19 protein-coding genes are annotated in these 22,138 nt (G+C 59.3%); 15 read left to right on the forward strand and 4 right to left on the reverse strand.

The genetic code is table 11. The annotated features are described in order from the left end of the window. Positions 1-33: 33 nt before the first annotated feature. Positions 34-1,026 (forward strand): LacI family DNA-binding transcriptional regulator, encoded by a 993-nt coding sequence (locus tag QFX16_RS14735; protein WP_283180233.1) that lies wholly within the window; start codon positions 34-36, stop codon positions 1,024-1,026. Positions 1,027-1,282: 256 nt separating this feature from the next. On the opposite strand, the gene QFX16_RS14740 is transcribed toward QFX16_RS14735, so the two are convergent. Continuing rightward, complete coding sequence (locus QFX16_RS14740) at positions 1,283-1,807, reverse strand: transporter suffix domain-containing protein (protein ID WP_283180234.1); 525 nt, start codon at positions 1,805-1,807, stop codon at positions 1,283-1,285. A 118-nt stretch (positions 1,808-1,925) separates the two neighbouring features. Between QFX16_RS14740 and QFX16_RS14745 the strand changes: the two genes are divergently transcribed. From QFX16_RS14745 to QFX16_RS14755, 3 genes are read left to right on the forward strand one after another with little or no spacing between them, the layout of a single operon-like run. Next, positions 1,926-3,479 (forward strand): efflux transporter outer membrane subunit, encoded by a 1,554-nt coding sequence (locus QFX16_RS14745; protein ID WP_283180235.1) that lies wholly within the window; start codon positions 1,926-1,928, stop codon positions 3,477-3,479. Next, the gene (locus QFX16_RS14750; protein ID WP_283180236.1) at positions 3,476-4,615 is read left to right on the forward strand and encodes an HlyD family secretion protein; all 1,140 of its coding nucleotides are present in this window, start codon (positions 3,476-3,478) and stop codon (positions 4,613-4,615) included. Before QFX16_RS14745 ends, QFX16_RS14750 begins: the two co-directional genes overlap by 4 nt. Positions 4,616-4,619: 4 nt before the next feature. Beyond that, entirely contained in the window at positions 4,620-5,648 is a 1,029-nt protein-coding gene (locus QFX16_RS14755; RefSeq protein WP_439900130.1) for a DUF2955 domain-containing protein, read from the forward strand. Here QFX16_RS14755 and QFX16_RS14760 read toward each other — a convergent pair. Then, a complete protein-coding gene (locus tag QFX16_RS14760) occupies positions 5,633-6,088 on the reverse strand; it encodes a YMGG-like glycine zipper-containing protein (protein ID WP_283180238.1) in 456 nt (151 codons plus the stop codon). The two genes, QFX16_RS14755 and QFX16_RS14760, sit on opposite strands and share 16 nt — an antisense overlap. 227 nt (positions 6,089-6,315) lie before the next feature. On the opposite strand from QFX16_RS14760, the gene QFX16_RS14765 reads away from it, so the two are divergent. After that, positions 6,316-8,703 (forward strand): DUF3772 domain-containing protein, encoded by a 2,388-nt coding sequence (locus QFX16_RS14765; RefSeq protein ID WP_283180239.1) that lies wholly within the window; start codon positions 6,316-6,318, stop codon positions 8,701-8,703. Positions 8,704-8,726: 23 nt separating this feature from the next. On the opposite strand, the gene QFX16_RS14770 is transcribed toward QFX16_RS14765, so the two are convergent. Further along, positions 8,727-9,650, reverse strand: a complete 924-nt coding sequence (locus QFX16_RS14770) for a helix-turn-helix domain-containing protein (protein ID WP_283180240.1) — start codon at positions 9,648-9,650, stop codon at positions 8,727-8,729. Between the two features lie 161 nt (positions 9,651-9,811). On the opposite strand from QFX16_RS14770, the gene QFX16_RS14775 reads away from it, so the two are divergent. The 10 genes from QFX16_RS14775 (at position 9,812) to QFX16_RS14820 (ending at position 21,110) form a co-directional block, all read left to right on the forward strand. Then, complete coding sequence (locus tag QFX16_RS14775) at positions 9,812-11,170, forward strand: glutamine synthetase family protein (RefSeq protein WP_282378368.1); 1,359 nt, start codon at positions 9,812-9,814, stop codon at positions 11,168-11,170. Positions 11,171-11,333: 163 nt separating this feature from the next. After that, positions 11,334-12,422 carry a polyamine ABC transporter substrate-binding protein gene (locus QFX16_RS14780; protein ID WP_283180241.1) on the forward strand — a complete coding sequence of 363 codons (1,089 nt, stop codon included), beginning with the start codon at positions 11,334-11,336 and terminating at the stop codon, positions 12,420-12,422. Further along, positions 12,419-13,720, forward strand: coding sequence for an NAD(P)/FAD-dependent oxidoreductase (locus tag QFX16_RS14785; RefSeq protein ID WP_283180242.1), 1,302 nt, complete (start codon positions 12,419-12,421; stop codon positions 13,718-13,720). The genes QFX16_RS14780 and QFX16_RS14785 overlap by 4 nt, the downstream gene beginning before the upstream one ends. A gap of 100 nt (positions 13,721-13,820) precedes the next feature. After that, on the forward strand, positions 13,821-14,417 hold the full coding sequence (locus QFX16_RS14790; RefSeq protein ID WP_283180243.1) for a paraquat-inducible protein A: 597 nt from the start codon (positions 13,821-13,823) through the stop codon (positions 14,415-14,417). Next, the gene (locus QFX16_RS14795; protein ID WP_283180244.1) at positions 14,414-15,070 is read left to right on the forward strand and encodes a paraquat-inducible protein A; all 657 of its coding nucleotides are present in this window, start codon (positions 14,414-14,416) and stop codon (positions 15,068-15,070) included. The genes QFX16_RS14790 and QFX16_RS14795 overlap by 4 nt, the downstream gene beginning before the upstream one ends. After that, positions 15,051-16,706 carry a PqiB family protein gene (locus tag QFX16_RS14800; protein ID WP_283180245.1) on the forward strand — a complete coding sequence of 552 codons (1,656 nt, stop codon included), beginning with the start codon at positions 15,051-15,053 and terminating at the stop codon, positions 16,704-16,706. Before QFX16_RS14795 ends, QFX16_RS14800 begins: the two co-directional genes overlap by 20 nt. A gap of 17 nt (positions 16,707-16,723) precedes the next feature. Then, the gene (locus QFX16_RS14805) at positions 16,724-17,284 is read left to right on the forward strand and encodes a PqiC family protein (RefSeq protein WP_283180246.1); all 561 of its coding nucleotides are present in this window, start codon (positions 16,724-16,726) and stop codon (positions 17,282-17,284) included. 143 nt (positions 17,285-17,427) lie between these two features. Continuing rightward, positions 17,428-18,441 carry an iron ABC transporter substrate-binding protein gene (locus tag QFX16_RS14810; protein ID WP_283180247.1) on the forward strand — a complete coding sequence of 338 codons (1,014 nt, stop codon included), beginning with the start codon at positions 17,428-17,430 and terminating at the stop codon, positions 18,439-18,441. A 3-nt stretch (positions 18,442-18,444) separates the two neighbouring features. Beyond that, entirely contained in the window at positions 18,445-20,043 is a 1,599-nt protein-coding gene (locus tag QFX16_RS14815; protein ID WP_283180248.1) for an ABC transporter permease, read from the forward strand. Then, positions 20,040-21,110: an ABC transporter ATP-binding protein gene (locus QFX16_RS14820; protein ID WP_283180249.1), complete on the forward strand. Its 1,071-nt coding sequence runs from the start codon at positions 20,040-20,042 to the stop codon at positions 21,108-21,110. Before QFX16_RS14815 ends, QFX16_RS14820 begins: the two co-directional genes overlap by 4 nt. A gap of 10 nt (positions 21,111-21,120) precedes the next feature. Here the strand turns inward: QFX16_RS14820 and QFX16_RS14825 are convergent, their stop codons facing one another. Next, the gene (locus QFX16_RS14825; protein WP_501040118.1) at positions 21,121-22,056 is read right to left on the reverse strand and encodes a site-specific integrase; all 936 of its coding nucleotides are present in this window, start codon (positions 22,054-22,056) and stop codon (positions 21,121-21,123) included. Positions 22,057-22,138: the final 82 nt, after the last annotated feature.

Consider the following 22,138-nt stretch of genomic DNA (forward strand, 5'->3'; position numbering starts at 1 on the left):
GATTCTGCGTCAACCTGACCGGCCTTGCCTCGCATGACTTCAGTGAAAGACGTTGCACATCTGGCCGGCGTGTCCCTGATGACGGTTTCTCGAGCGCTCAACAATCCGGAAAAACTGAGCCCCGAAACCCTTCAACGGGTGCGTCGCGCCATTGATGAACTGCAATTCGTACCGAGCCTGTCGGCGCGCAAGATGCGCGGCGACAACCTCCAGTCGCGCACCATCGGTGTGTTCGCGCTGGATACCGCGACCACACCGTTCGCGGTTGAGTTGCTGCTGTCCATCGAACAGACCGCGCAGCAAGCAGGCTGGAATGTATTTATCCTCAACCTGTTGAGCAGCCCGCCCACCGACCAGAACATCGACTTGATGTTGTCGCACCGTCCCGACGGGTTGATCTTCAGCGCCATGGGATTTCGCCATGTGTGCATTCCCGAGCGCTTGAAGAGCAAACCCCTGGTACTCGCCAATTGCCTGGCGGATGACAGTCGCCTGGTGAGTTATGTACCCGACGACGAAACGGGGCAGTATCGAGCCGTACATCACGCATTGAGCCAAGGCTATCGACGCCCTCTGTGTATCAATCTGCCGAAACAGAGTCTGGCCTGGGGTCTGCGACAAAAAGGCCTGCAGCGTGCCTGTCAGGCATTCGGGCTGGCGCCTGACGCGCTCCGGCAATACGACCTTTCCGATCATGACGCCTATGGTGAAACTGCAGCCATACTCAACCGGCACATCATTGATGGTCGTCCCCAATTCGACATTCTGATCTGTGGCAACGACCGTATTGCCTTTTGCGCCTATCAGCTGTTGTTGGGCCGTGGCCTGAAAATTCCCGACGATGTCGCCGTGCTCGGCTACGACAACATGATCGGTATTGCTGAGCTGTTCATCCCGCCGCTGACCACAGTGCAACTGCCGTACTACGAGATCGGTCGCAAGGCTGCCCGGCACTTGATCGAAGGCCTCGAGGTATCGGAAGCCCAGCCAGTTGATTGTCCATTGGTGGTCAGGGCATCACTATAAGAATTAGTTAGGTGATAGCACACTCCCGCTTGCTTTCGATTTGCCATTAGCCTGTCACGCACCAGAAGTGTTCCGCCGCCCTCAGGACGCAGGCAGCGCTTCGATGGCTAGGTGAGCTTTTCTGCCAGGACGAAAACCATCGCTGTAGTCCGATGGTGGAAAATCGGCGTGAGCTGTTACAGCAAATTCGCTTGAATCAGGCGATCACAACTCTGGAAAACCCCGAGTACTCACTACCCTCGCCCACTATTGTTATTCACGCCGCACTTGTGTTTGCGACACGGGCGGTGCGAATAAACAAGGCGCGCACTTTCTCCCAGAAATTCCCCCCCAATACGAAAAAGCTGCCGATCAGCATGAGGTCACCCAGCGCTTGAACTTGCCAAAGGTTGGGTCTGAGCCCCGGCCAAATGCTGTCGACGTAGGGTTCAAGAAAGGAGGATATCAGCGGCACAAAGAACATAACGATGCCAATTCTGTGACGCCATGGGCCCACTTCGACTTCCGTGCTGGGTGCAAGTGAGGACACATAACCGAACAGGCTGCGCTTTAACTGTTGGAATCCGGATTTGCCCATGATGGCAATGGCGAGAATCAGCAGGATTTTGTTGCTGATGAACAGCACACCAGTCAGTGCAGCGATCTTTGAACCCGCCACATCGGCTGCCGCAGCAAGTGGCACCAACAGCCAGGAGCCCAGCATCAAGCAGATAATGACTATGCCCAACTTAAAGCGCCAGCCAGCTGAATGGGCTTCAACGACACCCTGGGTGTTATTCATAATCGTCGTACCTTTCTAACGGATCACAGTAGATTTGATGGCGCTTAAAAAGCGTAGCAGCCGTGTGCCCATTTGGACGGCTATGCTCCAGTGATCTTTGTTGGTCGGGAAATGCGTAATGCATCCAGGTACAACCCTGCTGAATTGGCCTGGCTGGTTCGTGCTGCTTGGCGTATTCGGCCTCAGTGGTTGCGTACGGCTTGGGCCGGATTTCCAGCCGCCCAGCGAAGAATGGGTCAAACACTGGAGCACCCCTGCCCTCGAGCAATCCAGCCAACGCAGCCTTAACCCGGACATTCGTCAGTGGTGGCAAGTCTTTGCCGATTCGGTCCTCAATCATTTGATTGCCGAGTCGGATGCACGCAACTCCAGCCTTAAAATCGCCGGCCTGCGCGTCATGGAAGCCCGCGCCCAACTCGGCATTGCTCAAAGTGGTCTTTACCCGCAACTGCAGCAAGCCAGTGTCGACAGTCTTTACTTTAACCGCAGGCAATCCGGCGGAACCAACCCGCAAGACAGCCATTTCTGGCAACACAGCGCGGGGTTCGACGTGGGGTGGGAACTGGACTTCTGGGGCCGCTTCAGTCGCGCCATCGAGTCATCCGATGCCAGCTACTTCGCCGCCCAAGCCAACTATGAAGACGTGCTCGTACTGCTGCGGGCACAAGTGGCCGATACCTATTTCTCGCTGCGCACCACCGAAGCCCGTTTACGCGTCGCCCGGGAAAACGCCAAACAGCAAAAGCGCAACTTCGAGATCACCGAGAAGCTGTTCAACAGTGGCCAAACTGCCGAGCTCGACCTGCAACAAGCCAGAACCCAGTACCTGGGCACGTTGAGCACCATCCCCAACTTCGAAGATCAGCTTCAGCGCACCCGAAATGCGTTGGCCGTGCTGATCGGCCAGCCGCCCGGTGCACTGCCCCAGCTGGTCGAGAATGAAGGACTGATCCCGCTGGTCGACCGTGCCGTTTTGCAAGATGTGCCGGCCAACTTGCTGCTGCGTCGGCCCGACGTGCGCGCCGCCGAGCTTAATGTCGCCGCCCAGTCAGCGCTGATCGGCGTGGCCGAGAGCGATTTCTATCCGTCGTTGACCTTGCTGGGCAGCATTGTCTGGTCCACCGACACCCTCAGTGGCACGCCCCGAAATCTGGATTTGATCGGCGGCCCCAGTCTGCGCTGGAATCTGTTCGATCACGGCCAGATCAGCAACAACGTGCGCGTGCAGGATGCGCGGTTGCAGCAGCTGATCGAGGCCTACCGCGACAAGGTTCGCCAGGCGGCACGCGAGGCAGACGATGCGGCCTATGGCCTGATCAAATCCCTGGAGCGCGAAGGCATCCTGCGCGAGGCCCAAGTGGCAGCCAAACGCTCGCTAGTGCTGGCCAGCGCGCAGTATCGCGAAGGTTATTCGGACTTCCAGCGGGTGCTGGATGCGCAGCGAGCCTTGCTCGAACAACAGGACAATTATCTGGTCGCCCGCAGCAATGCCGTGAGTAATGTCATTGCCTTGTACAAAGCCGTGGGCGGTGGCTGGTCCAGCGCCCAACCGAAAGTTGATCCAACCACCCGCCAACAGATGGAAAAACGTACCGACTGGGGCAATCTGCTGGAAGAACCCACCACTGCACAGCCTGCCATTCCAATGTCTTACAAGGTTAAAGACCAATGAGTGAAACCGCCCCTTCCTCGTCCGAGCCCCTAGTCGCCCAGGCACCAGCGCCGGCTGCCGACCCGGCGAAAAAAGGCATCAAGTGGGTGCTGTTACTGATCCTCCTCAGCCTGACCTGGTACCTGCTGGCGGATCGTTTCACACCCTATACACAGCAGGCCCGGGTGGGTGCCTTTGTGATTCCGGTCGCCTCGGAAGTGGCAGGCCGCGTGAACCGGGTAAACGTGCGCAACAACCAGGACGTCAAGGCTGGCGAAATTCTTTTCGAGGTGGACCCGCAGCCCTACCAGATTGCCGTCGACCGTGCACGTGCCGACCTTGAATCGACCCGCCGACAGATCGGTGCGAGCACCGCCGGCATTGCCTCGGCGCAAGCCAACTTGCGGGCCGCCCAGGCCAATGAGCTCAAGGCGCGCCAGGACAATCAGCGCCTCGAAGGTTTGTATCGCGAAGACCCGGGCACCATTTCCGTGCGCCTGCTCGAAGTGTCTCGCGCCAACCGCGAACAGGCTGTGAGTCAGGTCGCCGCTGCCCGCGCCGAGGTTCAGCGTGCGCGTGAGCAGGAAGGTGGCAGCGAGGAAGACAACGCCTTGCTGCGCAGTGCCGCCACGGCGTTGTCCAAAGCCGAACTGGATCTGTCCAACACGCAGATTCGCGCTCGCTCGGCCGGACTGATTACGGATCTGCGTACTGACGCTGGGCAATTCGCTGCTGCGGGTAGCCCGGTCATGACCCTGATCGCCATTCATGATGTGTGGATCAGCGCGGACATGACCGAGAACAACCTAGGTCTGGTGAAGCTCGACACGCCGGTTTCGATTGTTCTGGATGCTCTGCCGGGCGAGGTCTTCGAGGGGCGCGTGCGCAGCGTCGGTTACGGCGTCAGCGTGGGGCAGACACCCGCGCCTGGCACCTTGCCCCGCGTGCAGAACAGCCGCGACTGGTTGCGTCCGGCCCAGCGTTTCCCAGTCATTATCGAGTTTTCGCCAGACTCATTGAACACGTTGCGTGACAGTCGGGGGATCCGTGCCGGTGGGCAGGCCGAAGTCATGGCCTTCCCCACCGAGGGCAATCCGCTGAACCCACTCGGCCGCCTGTTTGTGGGGTTCATGAGCTGGCTGAGCTATGCCTATTAAAGGTATGTCTACTCGGCGCACGCCGCGGGATCAACGCGCACTGCGCCTGGCCACCGGCACGGCGTTGAGCCTCACCGCCAGTTTCGGCCTGGGCTTGCCGATTCCTTTTATGGCGCCGGTGCTTTGCCTGTTGTTGCTGGCCTCCGTCAATCGCCCGCTGCCGTTCAAGGCCGGGCTGGTGCTCGCACTGGCCGCCATGTTGACCACCGGCATCGGCCTGCTATTGATCCCGGTGCTGCGTTATTACCCCATCAGCGGCGTGCTATTGATCAGCGTCGGTTTGTTCCTGGCCTTCCGCTTTGGCCTGCGCGGCGGCAACACCTTGATCATGACCTTCCTGGTGATTGGCCTGACCATGATTTCCTCGGCCGGTATCGCCGAATTCGATCTGGCGGCGATGGTCATCGGCGCACTGGTCAAGGGTTTGCTGCTCGCCGTTGTCGTCGTGGCGTTCAGTCATGGGTTATTCCCGGACCCACCCAATGCCCCTTCCCCCCCGGCTGCCCCACCCTTGCCGGCAGAAGAAGTCAGTCGGATTGCGCTGCGCGCCACCCTGATCGTGCTGCCGGCATTCCTGCTGGCGCTGATCGACCCGGCCGGTTATCTGCCCATCATCCTGAAGGCCGTCGGCCTGGGTCAGCAAAGCTCCACGACAAACGCCCGCATCGCCGGTCGCGAGCTGCTCGGCTCAACCTTGCTCGCAGGCCTGTTGGCGATCCTGTTCTGGAGCGCCCTCAGCCTGTTTGTGCATCTGTGGATGTTCTTTCTGTGGATGCTGCTGTTCGGCCTGGTGATGGCGCGCAAGCTGTATGCCCTGAGCCCGACCCGGTTTACCCCGGGGTTCTGGCTCAATACGTTGATCACGCTGATCATCCTGTTGGGTCAGTCGGTACAGGACAGCGCGGCAGGCAAGGACGTTTACACCGCGTTCGCCATCCGCATGGGCTTGTTCATCCTCGTAACGCTGTATGCCTGCCTGATGGTTCATCTGCTCGATCAACGGCGGCAAAATGACGTTCAAGGGTTAACCTGATATCCCTTCCCTTGCAGGCAACTGGTATAGGCCGTTGTACTGGTCGCAGCACTGGTTTCCTCTTGCGCCCGGCGCTCCTGACGTTGACGCGAGCCTCCGACGACAGCGCCTGCGACGGCGGTTTCCTTCGCGCGATTCTGGCGATAGTCCTGCTTCACGTCATCGTCGACGCGATCATAAAACTCGTCATGCTGACGTCCACGCACCTGGGCCCCCGCCGCACCGGCGGCAGCGCCCGCCGCGGCCCCCTTCAGCCTTCCACCGCTAGCAGGCGGTGCAGCCGAGGCGCTCTGACTGGCCGCGATGTTGTGGCAACCGGTCATGTCCGCCTGGGTTTGTTGCGAACTCTGCCCTTTCATCGGCACGACCGTTTCCGCCCACCCCTGGGTCCAGGAAACCGACAGTGCGATGCACAGGCTAATGGATGACAACCTTTTCATGATGACCTCCGACAGGGCCCGACACTCTGCAAGCACACTGGGTCGGTAGACAGACCGCTCAATACGTCACACCTCGTGATCCTGAGCGTGGTTCAGCATAAAAGATTGTAGATCACCCCTTCTCACCCGCCCGCCTTCCCCATTCGTGGTCAGCGTGCGGAACTATTTTTCGCGCCAGCACACGCCATGACCTAACCTGAATGGCTAAAGCCGCTGGAGGCATGCCTATGCGTCCCGCATTGAAATTACTCATATTCGTTGTGTTCGCGCTGGTGGGGGCGAACATCGGCGAGCTGTCGGCGGATGAACTACCCAACACGTCAAGCAACGATGAGGCCAGCGCTACTGCTACTGTGTCAAAAAGCGATCTGGAAACACTGCAATTAAGGCTGGACAACCTTAAACAGCAGGTGTCACTGACCAGTAACTACACCCAGTTGATAGGCTTTCAGGACACCGTTCAGTTGCTCTTCAGTGATGTGGACAAGTTGGCGGCGGTGTTACTTCCCGAGCAGGCGCAATTGCAAGCGCAACTCAGTGTGCTCGGGACGGCATCCGCCACCAGCCTTGCCATGGAAAAGTCCGATCTCGTGAAACAGAGGTCTTATCTCGCTGCACAAAAAGACCAGGTGGATAGCGATCTCAAGATACTGCAGGCCATAAAAGAAGGCGCTACTAACCTCATCACTCAGATTGCCAGCATGCGGCGCACCCAACTGGAAACCGAACTGGCCCAGCGCACCGCCAGCTTCCTCAACCCCCGGTTTTGGTTACCGCTGTTTTCTCCACTGGAGGAGGATAAAAACCGTCTGAGTTTTTTGATCGATCAGTCCAACAGTGTCATTCAGTCCGTCTGGCAACCCGGCCGGCGTGCCGCGACCGTCACGTTGTTATTGCTGGCCCTGGCCTTCTGGACGCCGGGGCGAAGACTGGCTGAACGTGGTTTGACATGGATCTGCATCCATCGAGTACCGGAAGGTCGCCTGCGCAGAAGCTCATTGGCGATAGCGACGGTAGTTGCCACGATGTTGAGCGCAGGTTGTGCAATACAGCTCATCACCGCGGCGGCTACCCGCCTTCAACCATTGCCGCAGCCACTGCAAGGTTACTTCGACGATGTCGAGAAAGTCGCTTACGCCTGCGCCCTGATTATCGGTCTGAGTCGGGCCCTGCTGTCTAAACGCAATCCCTCATGGCGGTTACCTGGCATCGCCGATGAAGTAGCACTTGCAATAAGCCCTTTTCCGGCGCTGCTGGCCGGTTCAATGTTGATACTCATCTCACTGGTACAAGTCACCAATGCGACGGGGATGAGTTCGCAGGTGGTTCTCTTCAGCCGGGGCGTCGTGTCATTAGTCGTCATCATGATCATGGGTGCGCTATTGCTACGCGTCAGTAAAACCCGCCGAGCGATGGTCATTGCCGGTGAACACCCTGAGTCAGGTACTACGCTGGCGGGGCTGATTTATACCGGCGTCAGTATCGCCATGTTGATCTCGATTTTTGGCCTGCTGGTCGGTTACATCTCCCTGGCCCGGTTCATCACTTACGAAATTGTCTGGCTCTATATAGTTTTTGCCAGCTTCTATTTGCTGACGCAGCTGTTCAGGGACTTGTGTGATTACCTGTTTTCGCCAAAGCACCCAAGCGGCAAAACGATCAAACAGCTGCTGGGTATCGGCGACGTACGGCTTGAACAAATCGAGGTTGTTGTGTCGGGTATTGGCCGAGCGGCCTTACTGCTAATTGCCGCGATTACAACGATTGTGGGGGGGATTGGAGCGACCTTTGGCCAACTGACTGACAGGGTTTCAGCGATCCTCGGCGGCGATGGCTTGCGCAAGCTGAACATCATTCCGGGCAATCTGTTGAATGCGATCCTCGCGCTGTTGATCGGTATTTACCTGATTCGATCGCTGCGCAGATGGCTGGATAACGAGTTCCTGCCGAAAACCGATATGGACCCCGGCATGGGGGCGTCGCTGAGCACACTGTTCAGTAATATCGGGTACGCACTGGTCATTCTGCTGGCGTTGTCTTCATTGGGCGTCAAGTGGACGAATCTGGCCTGGATCGTCAGTGCGTTGTCGGTGGGGATCGGCTTCGGCCTGCAGGAGATCGTCAAGAACTTCGTATCCGGGTTAATCCTGCTCACCGAGCGTCCGGTCAAGGTCGGCGACCTGATCAGCATCAGCGGGGTCGAAGGCGATATCCGGCGGATCAATGTCAGGGCCACCGAGATACAGCTCAGTGACCGTTCGATCGTGATCGTGCCCAACTCTCAGCTTATTTCCCAGAACCTGCGCAATGTGACCATGGGCGGCAGCGCCCAAGGGGTGGCCACACTCGAGCTGGTGTTCCCTCTGGATATCGACCCCGAACAAGTCAAAACCCTGCTGTACACCGCCTATCATGAGCATGAAACCATCCTCGATAAACCCGCCCCCGTTGTCCGCTTCAGCAATCTGAGCCCTGAAGGCATCACATTGACCATCACTGGCTATGTCAGCAGCCCAAGGATTGTCAGTACGACCAAGAGCGATCTGCTCTTTGAGATCCTGAAGCGATTGAGTGCGGCCGGCATCGAATTGGCCAAGCCGGTCCCTCCCGCGTAATGCCCATCTGACGTGTCCCAGGCTTACCCGCGACCTGTTGCGCCACACGATTTGCGGGCGAGCGTCTGACTGGGAAGTTCGTTGAACAGCGCGCGATAACTGCTGGAAAATCGCCCCAAATGCCAGAACGACCAATGCATCGCCACTTCGGCAACGGTGGTGTCCATCGCTGTGCGGCTGAGCAATTCGCGGCGTGCGCTGTTGAGTCGGCGCAAGCGCAGCCAATGGGTCGGGGTCATCCCGGTATAGGCTTTGAACGCATGCTGCAACTGCCGCAGCGAAACCCCGGCGACCTGCGAAAGCTCCAGCAGATTCAGGGTCTCCTCCGGGGCATCAGCCGCCCACTCACCGATGCGCTTCATCACCGATCGCTCTTCGGCGCGGCGCTGTAAACCTCCGCGATCTAGGCAAACACACGCGTTGTCGAGGATGTACAGGCAGTCTTCGAGCAACTGTTGGGTCAACGCCTCCTTGCTCGGCGGATCGAGCGTCTGCGCCAGCCGGGTCAACGTCCCGCTGAGCCAGCGACTGAACAGCGCGTTCTGTCCCGAATTCAGCGGCGCCATGAACAGGCCTTCGAGCCTGGCCACGTTCAAACCGTGACGCTGCACGAACTCCGGACCGAACACCACGGCGATTTCCTGGTAGTACTCCGGGGTGATCCAGATGTTGCGGCTTTCGCCATTCAACACGTACAGCGCGTTGTCGCTTCGATCGAAACAGAACGCCAGCGCTCCTTCGGGCGCGCTGAAATTCTGCTCGACCCGCGTGTTCATCTGTTCCTCGTAAATCTCCACACCTTGCAGGTCCAGGTAGCGCACGCGCCCGGCGAAATGCCCCGGTGACATTTGCTGGTAATGCTGCACCCAACCCGGTGTGGCGCGGATTTGCTCGGCGACATCGGCGGTGTTGAACGCTTGGACTTGCAGGGGGTTGCACGTTGTCATGGGTGACCTTACGCACTCGTTTGGTGCGTTTTGGTGCTGCTGAAAGTGGATAGATGGAACGTCAAGGCTCGCCCAAGATAGTCGTCAACGCGCCACAGGGGAAGTGTGTGGTGAATGAAACCAGCCTCCCCGGCGTTAATAACACCAATAACGAGGTCTTTATGAATGTCCCTTTCGATCAGCTGCTCACGTGGCTGAAAGATCACAAGATTACCGAAGTCGAGTGTGTGGTCAGCGACTTGACCGGCATCGCACGCGGCAAAATTGCACCCACCAACAAGTTCCTGCATGAGCGAGGCATGCGCCTGCCGGAAAGTGTGCTTTTGCAAACGGTAACCGGGGACTTTGTCGACGACGACATCTACTACGACCTGCTCGACCCGGCCGATATCGACATGGTGTGCAAGCCCGTCTCCGACGCGGTGTACGTGATTCCATGGGCCATCGAGCCCACCGCAATCGTGATTCACGACACCTTCGACAAGTTCGGCAACCCGATCGAGCTGTCACCGCGCAACGTGCTGAAAAAAGTCCTGCAGTTGTACACCGACAAAGGCTGGAGGCCGATTGTCGCGCCGGAAATGGAGTTCTACCTGACCCAGCGCTGCGAAGATCCGGACTTGCCGCTCAAGGCACCGTTGGGTCGTTCGGGCCGTGCGGAAAGTGGTCGTCAGTCGTTTTCCATCGACGCCGCCAACGAATTCGATCCGCTGTTTGAAGACGTGTACGACTGGTGTGAACTTCAAGGTCTGGACCTCGATACCTTGATCCACGAAGACGGCCCGGCGCAGATGGAAATCAACTTCCGTCATGGCGACGCACTGGATCTGGCCGACCAGATCACCGTGTTCAAGCGCACCCTGCGCGAAGCGGCGCTCAAGCACAACGTCACCGCGACCTTCATGGCCAAACCGATTGGCGATGAACCCGGCAGCGCCATGCATATCCACCAGAGCGTCGTGGACATCGCCACCGGCCAGCCGATCTTTGCCGATGCCGATGGGCAGATGAGCGAACTGTTCCTGCACCACATCGGCGGCCTGCAAAAGTACATCCCCAAAGTGCTGCCGATGTTCGCGCCGAACGTCAACTCGTTCCGCCGCTTCCTGCCGGACACTTCGGCGCCGGTGAACGTCGAATGGGGCGAAGAAAACCGCACCGTTGGCCTGCGTGTGCCGACCTCCACGCCGGATGCAATGCGCGTGGAAAACCGTTTGCCGGGCGCCGACGCCAACCCTTATCTGGCGATCGCAGCAAGCCTGTTGTGCGGGTATCTGGGCATGGTCGAGCGCATCGAACCAAGTGCTGCTGTCCAGGGTCGTGCCTATGAGCGCCGCAATCTGCGCCTGCCGATCACCATCGAAGACGCTCTGACGCAGATGGAAGAGTGCGAAACCATCGGGCGTTATCTGGGTAGCAAATTCGTCCGCGGTTATGTGGCGGTCAAGCGCGCCGAACATGAGAACTTCAAACGCGTGATCAGCTCGTGGGAGCGAGAGTTCCTGCTGCTCAGCGTTTGAGATCTGCGCTGCCCGTGAGGGCCTCATCGCGAGCAGGCTCGCTCCCACAGGGGAATGCATTCCAAATGTGGGAGCGAGCCGGCTCCGGGCGGCGTTCCGACGAAGGCGGCCGTCAGAACACCAAAAAACGCCTGAAAAATCCAACAATTAGAAGAGGTGTCGTATGCGTCTATTGAAATCCGTGGTTCCGGTCGCACTGGCGTTGTTGTTCAGCGCCGTTGCGCAGGCTCAGCCAACGGTCAGCGTCTACAACTGGACCGATTACATCGGCGAGACCACCCTCGTCGACTTCCAGGCGAAAAGCGGGATCAAGGTGATCTACGACGTGTTCGATTCCAACGAAACCCTGGAGGGCAAATTGCTCGCTGGCCGCACCGGGTATGACGTGGTCGTGCCGTCCAACCACTTCCTCGCTCGCCAGGTGAAAGCCGGCGCGTTCCTGAAGCTCGATCGTTCGCAGCTGCCCAACTTCAAGAACCTCGACCCGAAGCTGCTGGCGCTGCTGGAGAAAAACGACCCGGGCAACGAACACTCGGTCCCGTACCTGTGGGGCACCAACGGCATTGGCTACAACGTCGACAAGGTCAAGCAAGTGCTGGGCATTGACCGCATCGATTCCTGGGCCGTGTTTTTCGAACCGGAGAACCTGAAAAAACTCAGTCAGTGCGGCGTGTCGATGATGGATTCGGCCGATGAAGTGTTCCCGGCCGTTCTCAATTACATGGGCATGGACCCGCGCAGCGAAAACCCTGAAGACTTCAAAAAAGCTGAAGCCAAGCTGTTGACCATCCGCCCTTACATCACCTACTTCCACTCCTCCAAGTACGTTTCGGACCTGGCCAACGGCGACATCTGCGTGGCTTTCGGTTACTCGGGTGACGTGTTCCAGGCCGCGAACCGGGCCAAGGAAGCCAAGAACGGCGTGAACATCGCCTACGCGATTCCCAAGGAAGGCAGTAACTTGTGGTTCGACCTGTTGGCGGTTCCCGCAGACGCCAGCAACCAGAAAGAGGCGCATGCTTTCATCAATTACCTGCTCGAGCCACAAGTGATTGCCAAGGTCAGTGCATCGGTCGGTTACGCCAACCCTAACCCGGCGTCCAAACAAGACATGGACCCTGAGCTGGTCAACAACCCTGAGGTTTACCCACCCCAGGCAGTCCTCGACAAGCTCTACATTTCGACCACCCCGCCCCAGGCAATCATGCGTTTGATGACTCGTTCCTGGAGCAAAGTGAAGTCCAACCAATGAACCAGTACAGCAACGAACATGCTTGTTCCTATTACGCGGCGTCGGCCAATGGAATGGCGCCCTACCCTACACTGGCCGCGAACCTTGAAGCCGATGTCTGTGTGATCGGCGGCGGCTTTACCGGCGTTAACACGGCGATCGAACTGGCTCAGCGCGGACTCTCGGTGATTCTGCTGGAGGGCCGGCGAATTGGCTGGGGCGCCAGCGGACGTAACGGCGGGCAGCTGATCCGTGGCATCGGCCATGACGTCAGCGGTTTCGCCCGTCACGTCGGTGAAGAAGGCGTGCGTTACCTTGAGCGTGCGGGCGTCGAATCGGTAGCGCTTGTGGGCAACCGCATTCGTGAACACGGGATCGATTGCGACCTGCGCTGGGGGTTCTGTGAACTGGCCAATACTAAAGCGCAGTTCGCGGCGTTCAAAACTGAGCAGCAAGGCCTTGCCGAATCGGGTTACGCCCACGAAACCCGACTCGTCGGGCCGGAGCAGATCCGGCAGCAGGTGGTGAACTCAGGCGTGTATGCCGGTGGTCTCGTCGATATGGGCTCGGGTCACTTGCACCCGCTCAATCTGGTCCTTGGCGAAGCACTATTGGCGCAATCCCTCGGCGTGAAGATCTTCGAGCAGAGCCCGGTGCTGGAGTTGATCCATGGCAGCACGGTGCAGGTTCGCTGTGCCGGCGGCACGGTGCGCGCCGGCAGTCTGGTGCTGGCGTGCAACGCCCACCTGGAAGAACTCGAACCGAAACTGAGCGGCAAAGTCCTTCCGGCGGGCAGCTACATCATCGCCACCGAGCCGTTGACGCCCGACGTTGCAGCGCAATTGATCCCGCATAACCTGGCGCTCTGCGACCAGAAAGTCGGTCTGGATTACTATCGGCTCTCGGCAGATCGACGTTTGCTGTTCGGCGGCGCCTGTCATTATTCCGGGCGCGATCCGGCGGACATCGAAGCTTATATGCGTCCGCACATGCTCAAGGTCTTCCCGCAACTGGCCAACGTGCGCATCGACTATCAATGGGGCGGCAAGATTGGTATTTCGGCCAATCGCTTCCCACAGGTCGGGCGCTTGAGTCAGCATCCGAACGTGTTCTACGCCCAGGGTTACTCCGGTCATGGCCTGAACGTGACCCACTGGTGCGCAAAACTGTTGGGCGAAGCGATCCACGTCGGACACAGCCAGGGCTTTGACGTGTTCAGCGCGGTGCCGCACATGACCTTTCCGGGCGGGCCTATGCTGCGCTCTCCACTGCTGGCCCTCGGCATGTTCTGGTATCGCCTGCGCGAACTGCTCGGCTGACGTCCCAACACCTCGTTCGGCCTTTAGATTTGCTCAATCGCCCGGCGCTTCTATATTGAGGGAGTGCTCTGACTTCCCTGCGTCCTGGCGAGTGCAGCCTATGGCTACGACTGACCCACTGATTATCTGCGAGCACTGCGACTGCGTGTATGAAAAAGTCACGCTCGCCAAACATCAAAAAACCCTGTGTACGCGCTGCGGCGGCGTGCTTCAGCGCTATAACGGCCTGTCGGTGGAACAACGTCTGGCGTTAACCGTCACTGCGTTGATGCTGTGGATTTTCGCCAACTTCTATCCCGTCATGAGCATCAGCCTCAAAGGCCTTAAAAACAGCGCAACACTCTGGGATTCGGTGCTTGCCCTGAGCCTGGGGCCGATCACTTTCATCGCCATGGTGGCGGCGATCTCGATGATCATCGCGCCGATTTTCCAGCTGGTGCTGCTTCTGTGGGTGCTGAGCTTCGCCCTCGCCTCCCGTCGCTCGCCCGGTTTCAGGTTCTGCATGCGCTGGCTGGAAACCCTCAGGCCCTGGAGCATGCTGGAGGTCTGTCTGCTGGGGGCGATGGTCGCGGTCATCAAACTCGCCGGATTGCTGGATGTGCTGCCCGGCATCGGCCTGTTTGCCCTGGCCATTCTCAGTCTGATGATGATCCGCATCGCTGGGCGCGACATCCGTGACCTATGGGACATCTTATGAACAGGCCCCCGGTGGCGAGTGAACTCAACCTGTGCCTGTGTCATAGCTGCGGCCTGGCCTGTGACATGACCGATGAACCTCACGAATGCACACGGTGCGGCGCGCCGCTGCATCGGCGCAAAACCAATTCACTGGCCCGGACCTGGGCCTACATGTTCACTGCCCTGGCGTTTTACGTCCCGGCTAATCTGCTGCCAGTGATGAACACCAAGATGGTCGGCAACGGCGCCGATAGCACGATCATGAGCGGTGTACTGGAGTTCTGGCAGCACGGCGCCTGGGACATTGCCCTGATTATTTTCATCGCCAGCATCGCGGTGCCGGGCATCAAGTTCGTCGCCCTGACGCTGTTACTGGTGACCGTTCAGCGCGACAGCCAATGGGCGAGTAAGCAGCGGTCAACGCTATACCGTTTCGTCGAGCTCATCGGTTACTGGTCGATGCTCGATGTGATCGTGGTCGCCCTGGTGGCCTCACTGGTGAAGTTTCAAGCCCTGGCCGATATCGAACCGCGCCCGGGCATTCTGTTTTTTGGCTTGGTGGTGGTGTTCACCATGCTGTCGGCGATGAGTTTCGACCCACGCATGATCTGGGATAAAGAGCAGCAAAATCCGCAAAACGAGGAGGTCATGGATGAAGTCGCAAGCCACTGACGGGCCGCAAGCCCCCGGGCAGGCCCTTGTCAAGACCCGCCGTTTCAGCGTTTCGCTGGTATGGATCGTACCGATCGTCGCGGTGCTGGTGGGGATTTCCCTGGTCGTGCACACCATGATGCAGGAAGGTCCGACCATTACCGTCACGTTCAAAACCGGCAGCGGCCTGACCGCCAACAAGACCGAGGTCAAATACCGCAACGTGGTGATCGGCCATGTCTCGGACGTGGAACTGAGCAACGATCAGAAGAGCGTCAACGCCACCATAAAACTGTCCAAACAGGCGGAAAGTTTCACCCGCGAAGACTCGCAATTCTGGGTCGTGCGTCCGCGCATTGGCGCTGGCGGGGTGTCGGGTATCGATACCCTGCTGTCCGGGGATTACATTGGCGCCGACATCGGCCAGGCCAACGCTCGCGCAAAAAACTTTACCGGCCTGGAAAACCCGCCGCCGATTACCTATGGCGAGCCGGGCAAGCGCTTCACCCTGCGCACCCACGATCTCGGTTCGCTGGACATTGGCTCTCCGGTTTACTACCGCAAGATTCCGGTGGGTCAAGTGGTGGCCTATGCCCTGGACGCCGACGGCAAAGGGGTGAACATCGAAGTGTTCATCCACGCGCCCAACGATGCCTACGTCACTGAAAACACCCGGTTCTGGAACGCCAGCGGGATCGACGTGAACGTCGGTGCCAACGGCTTTTCGGTGAAAACCGAGTCGCTGTCCTCCATCCTGGTGGGCGGCATCGCCTTCCGCGCTCCGGAATACAGCCCTAACGATCAACCGGCCGCCGAGGACAAATCCTTCGACCTGTTCGAAGACCAGCTAACCGCCCTCGCCCCGCCCAGCGGCAAGGGGCAATTCTTGAGTTTGCGTTTCGATCAAGCCTTGCGCGGGCTCAGGGTTGGCGCACCGGTGGAATTCCTTGGCATCGAGTTCGGCAGAGTGGTGTCGGTCAATCTGGATTTCGACGCAAAAAAACGCAGTTTCCCGGTCAATGTCGGCATCGTGATCTACCCGCAACGCCTCGGCCAGGCCCACATCAAAATGCTCGAGGTCTTGAAGCATGACCCCAACGACGAAGCCGCAGGCGTACGGCTGATGGGCAGTTTTGTCGACAACGGTCTGCGGGCCCAGGCCCGTAGCGGCAACCTGTTGACCGGCCAGCTCTACATTTCGCTCGACTTCTACCCCAAAGCGGAGAAAGTCGTGTTCGATCCGACCGCCCGTCCAGTCTCTATCCCAACCGTTCCTGGCAGCCTCGAACAATTGCAGGAAAAACTGGAGGGCATGGTCAACAAGATCAACCAACTGCCGATTGAGCGCATCGCCGGCAACCTGGACAGCAACCTCGTCGAACTGCGCAAAGGCCTCGCACAATTCAACGCCAAGACCCTCCCCGGCGTGCAGACCACCCTGGCGGACGTCAGCAAGACCCTGCAATCGGCCAGTTCGACCTTGGCCGAAGACTCGCCGCAACGCGAACAATTAGGTCAGACCCTGGACGAGCTCGGGCGCATGTCGCGCTCCTTGCGTGAACTCTCGGATTACCTCGGACGCCATCCGGAATCGCTGATTCGCGGTCGTCCCGACAATGCTGCGCCGATCGACCTGCAAGGGCCGCCGCGCAAATGACCACAGGAGCATCACCCATGGCTTTTCCGTTGAAGATCGCCTTGGTCACCGCGCTGTTACTGCTCACGGCCTGCCGCGGTGATCCGATTCAGTTCCACACCCTGACCCCGGTCCAACCGAGCAGCAACTCAAGGACCAGCGCTGCGGATATTCAGATCGAGGGGATCAGCGTCCCCCCTCAGGTCGACCGCCCGCAAATCGTTATTCGCCAGGGCAACAGCGGCCTGGCGATCCTCGAAACCGAGTGGTGGGGCGCGAGCCTGTCGGATGAATTGCGCAGCGCCCTAGTGGACCAACTGGTCAACAGCAATCCCCAGCGCAAGGTTTCGGTGCGGCTGGACGTGCAACGTTTTGATTCGATCCCTGGCCAATACGCGCTGATTGACGTCAAATGGCGCCTGCGCAATCTCGGGGAAAGCGAGAACGCGCTGATCACTTGCCGCAGCACGTTGCAGACACCTTCAGGGCCTTCCATAGATGAATTGGTTGCGGCTCAGCAAAACAACGTCAAACGCCTGGCCGCGTTGATTAACCAGGCAGCGGGTGGAACACAAAGAGGTTGCCCGGCGAATCAGTGAGTTGACGTTTTTTTCTCATTCTGCGCAGTACATTTGCGGTCGCCTTAATCCTGCAAATGATTCGTATTGGCCTACACTAATTGGCGACCGTCCCGGTTGAATCTGCGCGCACGATTATTAAAAAAAACAGGAGCTGCCAACGCATGAGTCCCAACATCCCTTCTTTCTTGAAAACAGCACTGCTGGCCACCGCACTGCTGAGCGCTGGTCACGTGTATGCGGCGGATGCCGATGGCATCGTGGTCTACAACGCCCAACACGAAAGCCTGACCAAATCCTGGATCGAGGGCTTCACCAAGGAAACCGGCATCAAGGTCACCGTGCGCAATGGCGACGATACCGAGATGGGCAATCAGATCGTGCAGGAAGGCACCGCCTCCCCGGCGGACGTGTTCCTGACCGAAAACTCCCCGGCCATGGTGCTGGTCGACAACGCGGGGCTGTTTGCGCCGGTTGCTCCGGCCACCCTGGAACAGGTCGGCAATGCTTACCACCCGGCCCATGGCAAATGGGTGGGGATCGCCGCGCGGTCCACGGTGTTTGTCTATAACCCGAGCAAACTGCCCGAAGCCGAGCTGCCCAAGTCGCTGATGGACCTCGCCGGCCCGAGCTGGAAAGGTCGCTGGGGCGCGTCGCCGGCCGGTGCCGACTTCCAGGCCATCGCCGCCGCCGTGCTGGAGCTCAAGGGTGAAGCCGCCACCCTGGAGTGGTTGAAAGGGATGAAAACCAACTATACGGCGTACCGGGGCAACAGCGCCGTGCTCAAAGCGGTCAACGCGGGGCAGATCGACAGCGGCGTGATCTACCACTATTACAGCTTCGGCGACCAGGCCAAAACCGGCGAAAACAGCAAGAACACCGCCCAGCACTACTTCAAGCACAAGGATCCGGGCGCGTTTGTCAGCGTCTCCGGTGGCGGCGTTCTGGCGTCCAGCAAACACAAGGAACAAGCCCAGGCGTTCATCAAATGGATTACCGGCAAAGATGGCCAGGCCATCCTCAAAACTGGCAAATCGTTCGAATACGCGGTGGGCAAGAACGCTGAATCCAATCCAAAACTGGTGCCTCTGCAGCAACTCGACGCGCCGACAGTCGATGCTTCAAAACTCGACAGTAAAAAAGCCGTGGAGTTGATGACTCAGGCGGGACTGCTCTAATTGATGCCTGAAACCTTGCCAGCGGGTGTCGTCGAGACGATACCCGCGAATTTGCGACGACGATCCCGCGGCCTCTTCGCGGGACGTGGTGGCGCGTGGGTGATCGGTTTGTCGGTGCTGGTTTCGCTGCTGTCGCTGCTGCCGATTGCCTTCGTCATCGGCGTATCGTTTCAGACAGGCTGGGCGACCCTTGTGCCGCTGGTGTTCCGGCCGCGGGTCGCTGAACTATTGATCAACACCGTTTTACTGGTGGTGATCACGATTCCGTTGTGCGTCATGTTAGGCCTGTCTCTGGCCTGGCTGACAGAGCGCACCAACCTGCCGGGGCGGCGCTGGTGGTCGTTGTTGGCGACCGCGCCGCTGGCGGTGCCGGCGTTCGTTCACAGCTATGCGTGGGTCAGTCTGGTCCCACCGATTCACGGGCTGTTTGCCGGGGTTCTGGTGTCGGTCATCGCCTACTTCCCGTTCCTGTACCTGCCGATTGCTGCGACGCTGCGCCGGCTCGATCCGGCCATCGAAGACGTTGCCGAATCGCTGGGGCTCAAGCCTTGGGCGATATTTTTCCGCGTGGTGCTGCCGCAATTGCGCCTGGCCATCTGCGGCGGTGCGTTGCTGGTGGGCCTGCACCTGCTGGCCGAGTATGGCCTGTACGCGATGATCCGTTTCGACACCTTCACCACGGCCATCTTCGATCAGTTCAAATCCACCTTCAACGGCCCCGCCGCCCACATGCTGGCCAGCGTGCTCGCCCTGTGTTGCCTGGTGATGCTGACCGCAGAATCGGCCGCTCGCGGCACGGCGCGTTACGCCCGCGTCGGGTCGGGAAGCGCTCGCGAGCAGCGGGTGGTGCGCCTGAAATCCGCAACTACACTCCTCGCCCTGACCGTACAGATCGCGACCTGCGCGCTGGCGCTGGGCGTGCCACTGGTGACTTTAGGTAACTGGCTGATAGCCGGCGGTACGCAGGTCTGGCAGATGGACGAGCTGCTGCCGGCGCTGGAACAGACGCTGCTCCTCGGCGTTGCGGGTGCCGCCGTCACCACCTGCGCCGCCATCCCGATTGCCTGGCTGTCGATTCGCTCTCCGGGCCGGTTGCAACGCGTACTGGAAAGCTGCAACTACATCACCAGTTCGTTGCCCGGGATCGTCGTGGCCTTGGCATTGGTGACCATCACCATTCATTTCGCCCGGCCGATTTACCAGACGACTATCACGGTGTTGCTGGCGTACCTGCTGATGTTTCTTCCGCGCGCCCTGGTGAGTTTGCGCGCCGGCATCGCACAGGCGCCGGTAGAGCTGGAAAACATGGCCCGCAGCCTGGGCCGCTCGCCTGCCCGGGCACTGTGGCTGATCACCCTGCGCCTGGCCGCGCCCGGCGCTGCCGCAGGTGCCGCGCTGGTATTTTTGGCGATCACCAATGAGTTGACCGCTACCCTGTTGCTCGCCCCCAACGGCACGCGCACCCTGGCCACCGGATTCTGGGCCATGACCAGCGAGATCGACTACGCCGCCGCTGCGCCCTACGCCCTGTTGATGATCCTGTTGTCGCTTCCGTTGACCGGACTTCTTTATCACCAATCCAAACGAACGGCTGGCCGATGAACGCTCTAGAACTCCATTCCATTTCCAAGTCCTACGGCTCCTATCAAGCGCTGGAGAGCGTCAACCTGTCGGTGCCAACGGGCAGCCGAACGGTCATCGTCGGCCCGTCCGGCTCAGGAAAAACCACGCTGTTGCGGATGATCGCCGGCTTCGAATTCCCGGACACGGGCCGACTATCACTCAATGGCCAAACGCTCGTCGACGACACACACGAAGTCCCGGCGCATCAGCGTTTGATTGGCTATGTTCCCCAGGACGGCGCGCTATTCCCGCACATGACCGTGGCCGCCAACATCGGTTTCGGGCTTTCAACCAAGGGCGGCGCGAAACAGGAGCGAATCGCAGAGTTGATGGACAGCGTGGCGCTGGATGCGAACATGGCCAACCGTTGGCCCCATGAGCTCTCCGGCGGCCAGCAGCAACGCGTGGCGCTGGCGCGGGCGTTGGCGCAACAACCGCGCTTGATGTTGCTGGACGAGCCGTTTTCGGCCCTCGACACCGGACTTCGAAGCGCCATGCGCAAAATGGTCGCTCGGCTACTGACCGACGCCGGCGTGACCACCATTCTGGTCACTCATGACCAGAGTGAAGCGTTGTCGTTCGCCGATCAGCTAGCGGTGATGCGCGATGGTCGGCTGGTGCAGTCAGGCCATCCGCTGGATCTTTACCGCTACCCCGAGGATGAACAAACCGCGCTGTTTCTGGGGGATGCCGTGGTCTTGCCCGCCAGAATCGAAGCCGGCTGGGCCCATTGCGAACTCGGTCGGATACCGGTGAACAACCACCGGAACAACAAATCGGCGCAGATCATGCTGCGTCCCGAACAACTGCAACTCGTCAGCATCCAGCCCAGTCCGACCAAGGCTGCCGGGTGCCGCGCCGTCGTGACCGAGCGGGATTTCAGCGGCAATACCTGCACGTTGACAGTGGAATTGGAGTCGTTGGTTTCCGGGCAACAGCCGGGTCGATCATTAGTGGTGCGCAGTTCGGGCCTGTATGCGCCACCCGCCGGCAGTGCGGTTCACGTCTCGACCATCGGCCATGCCCACGTACTGAGCGAAACTTGAACCCCGTCCATCAAAGATCGAACCGGTCCACGGCCCGACGCCGTTCGTTGTCATCGCGCACGTCGTAGTTGGCCGTGGTCTGGATGTTGCTGTGATGGGCGAGTTTCTGGGCGATCGACAAGTCATATTCCTCAATCACTCGGGTAATGAACGAACGTCGAAAATCATGCGGCATGATTTTCACCCCGACCTGCGCGCCCCGCTGTCGGGCGATGTAATAGATCGCATGTTTGGTGATGCGCTCGCGGGTGATGTGATTGCCGCGGCGGATGCGGTTGAACAGGAACGGATCGTCCGTTTCGCCCTCTTTCAGTAGCGAGCGCCGCAGTTCCAACCAGTCATTGAGTTTGGCGAACGCCCAGGCCGGTGCGTACTTGATCAATTGCTTGTTGCCCTTGGCGGTCACACGAAGGCTGCGCTCGGCGAAATCGACCTGGTTCAGGTCCAGGTTCACCGATTCCGATTTGCGCATTCCCGAGCCGTACAAAATCCCGATGATCGCCGCATCCCTCAACCCTTGTGGCCGTGGATCGGCGGCGCAGACCGCCATCAATTCCTGGATCAGCGTGCGCCTGAGGTTGCGCCCCTGGGACAATCGCGTGCCGGCAATCCCCTTGACCGAGCGCATTTTCAGCAAGTGTTCCTGACTGATCAGGCTCATGCGCCACGCCTCGTTCATCACCCCGCGCACCGCATTGACGTACAGCGAAGAGGTGTTCGGCGCGTAGCCGTCGGTGCGCAAGGTGGCCACCAGCGCGATGACATCTTCCGGTTGCAGGTTGTGCCAGGGAATCTCCTCGACGTTCATGTCTTCAAAGCCCAACCGGTCAGCGGCGTCCTGCAACACATAACGCATGGTCAGTTGGCTGGAGGGCGCCAGACGTGCCAGGTACAGGGTCAGCGGGTTGGTCTTTGAAGGGGTTGAGTCGGTAGCGGGTAAGTCAATCAAACGAAACGGCCTTAATGTGGAAACAGTTCATTAAACAACTAAGGATTGAAACATCCTTCCTATAAAGCGGAACACTTCT

Source organism: Pseudomonas svalbardensis (genome assembly GCF_030053115.1).
Taxonomy (GTDB): Bacteria; Pseudomonadota; Gammaproteobacteria; order Pseudomonadales; family Pseudomonadaceae; genus Aquipseudomonas; species Aquipseudomonas svalbardensis.

Bases quoted from the DNA above. Each gene is read 5' to 3' on its own strand.
- QFX16_RS14735 (WP_283180233.1), top strand. From the start codon at position 34: ATGACTTCAGTGAAAGACGTTGCACATCTGGCCGGCGTGTCCCTGATG.
- QFX16_RS14745 (WP_283180235.1), top strand. From the start codon at position 1,926: ATGCATCCAGGTACAACCCTGCTGAATTGGCCTGGCTGGTTCGTGCTG.
- QFX16_RS14815 (WP_283180248.1), top strand. From the start codon at position 18,445: ATGCCTGAAACCTTGCCAGCGGGTGTCGTCGAGACGATACCCGCGAAT.
- QFX16_RS14805 (WP_283180246.1), top strand. From the start codon at position 16,724: ATGGCTTTTCCGTTGAAGATCGCCTTGGTCACCGCGCTGTTACTGCTC.
- QFX16_RS14780 (WP_283180241.1), top strand. From the start codon at position 11,334: ATGCGTCTATTGAAATCCGTGGTTCCGGTCGCACTGGCGTTGTTGTTC.
- QFX16_RS14755 (WP_439900130.1), top strand. From the start codon at position 4,620: ATGTCTACTCGGCGCACGCCGCGGGATCAACGCGCACTGCGCCTGGCC.
- QFX16_RS14760 (WP_283180238.1), bottom strand. From the start codon at position 6,088: ATGAAAAGGTTGTCATCCATTAGCCTGTGCATCGCACTGTCGGTTTCC.
- QFX16_RS14770 (WP_283180240.1), bottom strand. From the start codon at position 9,650: ATGACAACGTGCAACCCCCTGCAAGTCCAAGCGTTCAACACCGCCGAT.
- QFX16_RS14775 (WP_282378368.1), top strand. From the start codon at position 9,812: ATGAATGTCCCTTTCGATCAGCTGCTCACGTGGCTGAAAGATCACAAG.
- QFX16_RS14810 (WP_283180247.1), top strand. From the start codon at position 17,428: ATGAGTCCCAACATCCCTTCTTTCTTGAAAACAGCACTGCTGGCCACC.
- QFX16_RS14790 (WP_283180243.1), top strand. From the start codon at position 13,821: ATGGCTACGACTGACCCACTGATTATCTGCGAGCACTGCGACTGCGTG.
- QFX16_RS14800 (WP_283180245.1), top strand. From the start codon at position 15,051: ATGAAGTCGCAAGCCACTGACGGGCCGCAAGCCCCCGGGCAGGCCCTT.
- QFX16_RS14765 (WP_283180239.1), top strand. From the start codon at position 6,316: ATGCGTCCCGCATTGAAATTACTCATATTCGTTGTGTTCGCGCTGGTG.
- QFX16_RS14785 (WP_283180242.1), top strand. From the start codon at position 12,419: ATGAACCAGTACAGCAACGAACATGCTTGTTCCTATTACGCGGCGTCG.
- QFX16_RS14740 (WP_283180234.1), bottom strand. From the start codon at position 1,807: ATGAATAACACCCAGGGTGTCGTTGAAGCCCATTCAGCTGGCTGGCGC.
- QFX16_RS14820 (WP_283180249.1), top strand. From the start codon at position 20,040: ATGAACGCTCTAGAACTCCATTCCATTTCCAAGTCCTACGGCTCCTAT.
- QFX16_RS14750 (WP_283180236.1), top strand. From the start codon at position 3,476: ATGAGTGAAACCGCCCCTTCCTCGTCCGAGCCCCTAGTCGCCCAGGCA.
- QFX16_RS14795 (WP_283180244.1), top strand. From the start codon at position 14,414: ATGAACAGGCCCCCGGTGGCGAGTGAACTCAACCTGTGCCTGTGTCAT.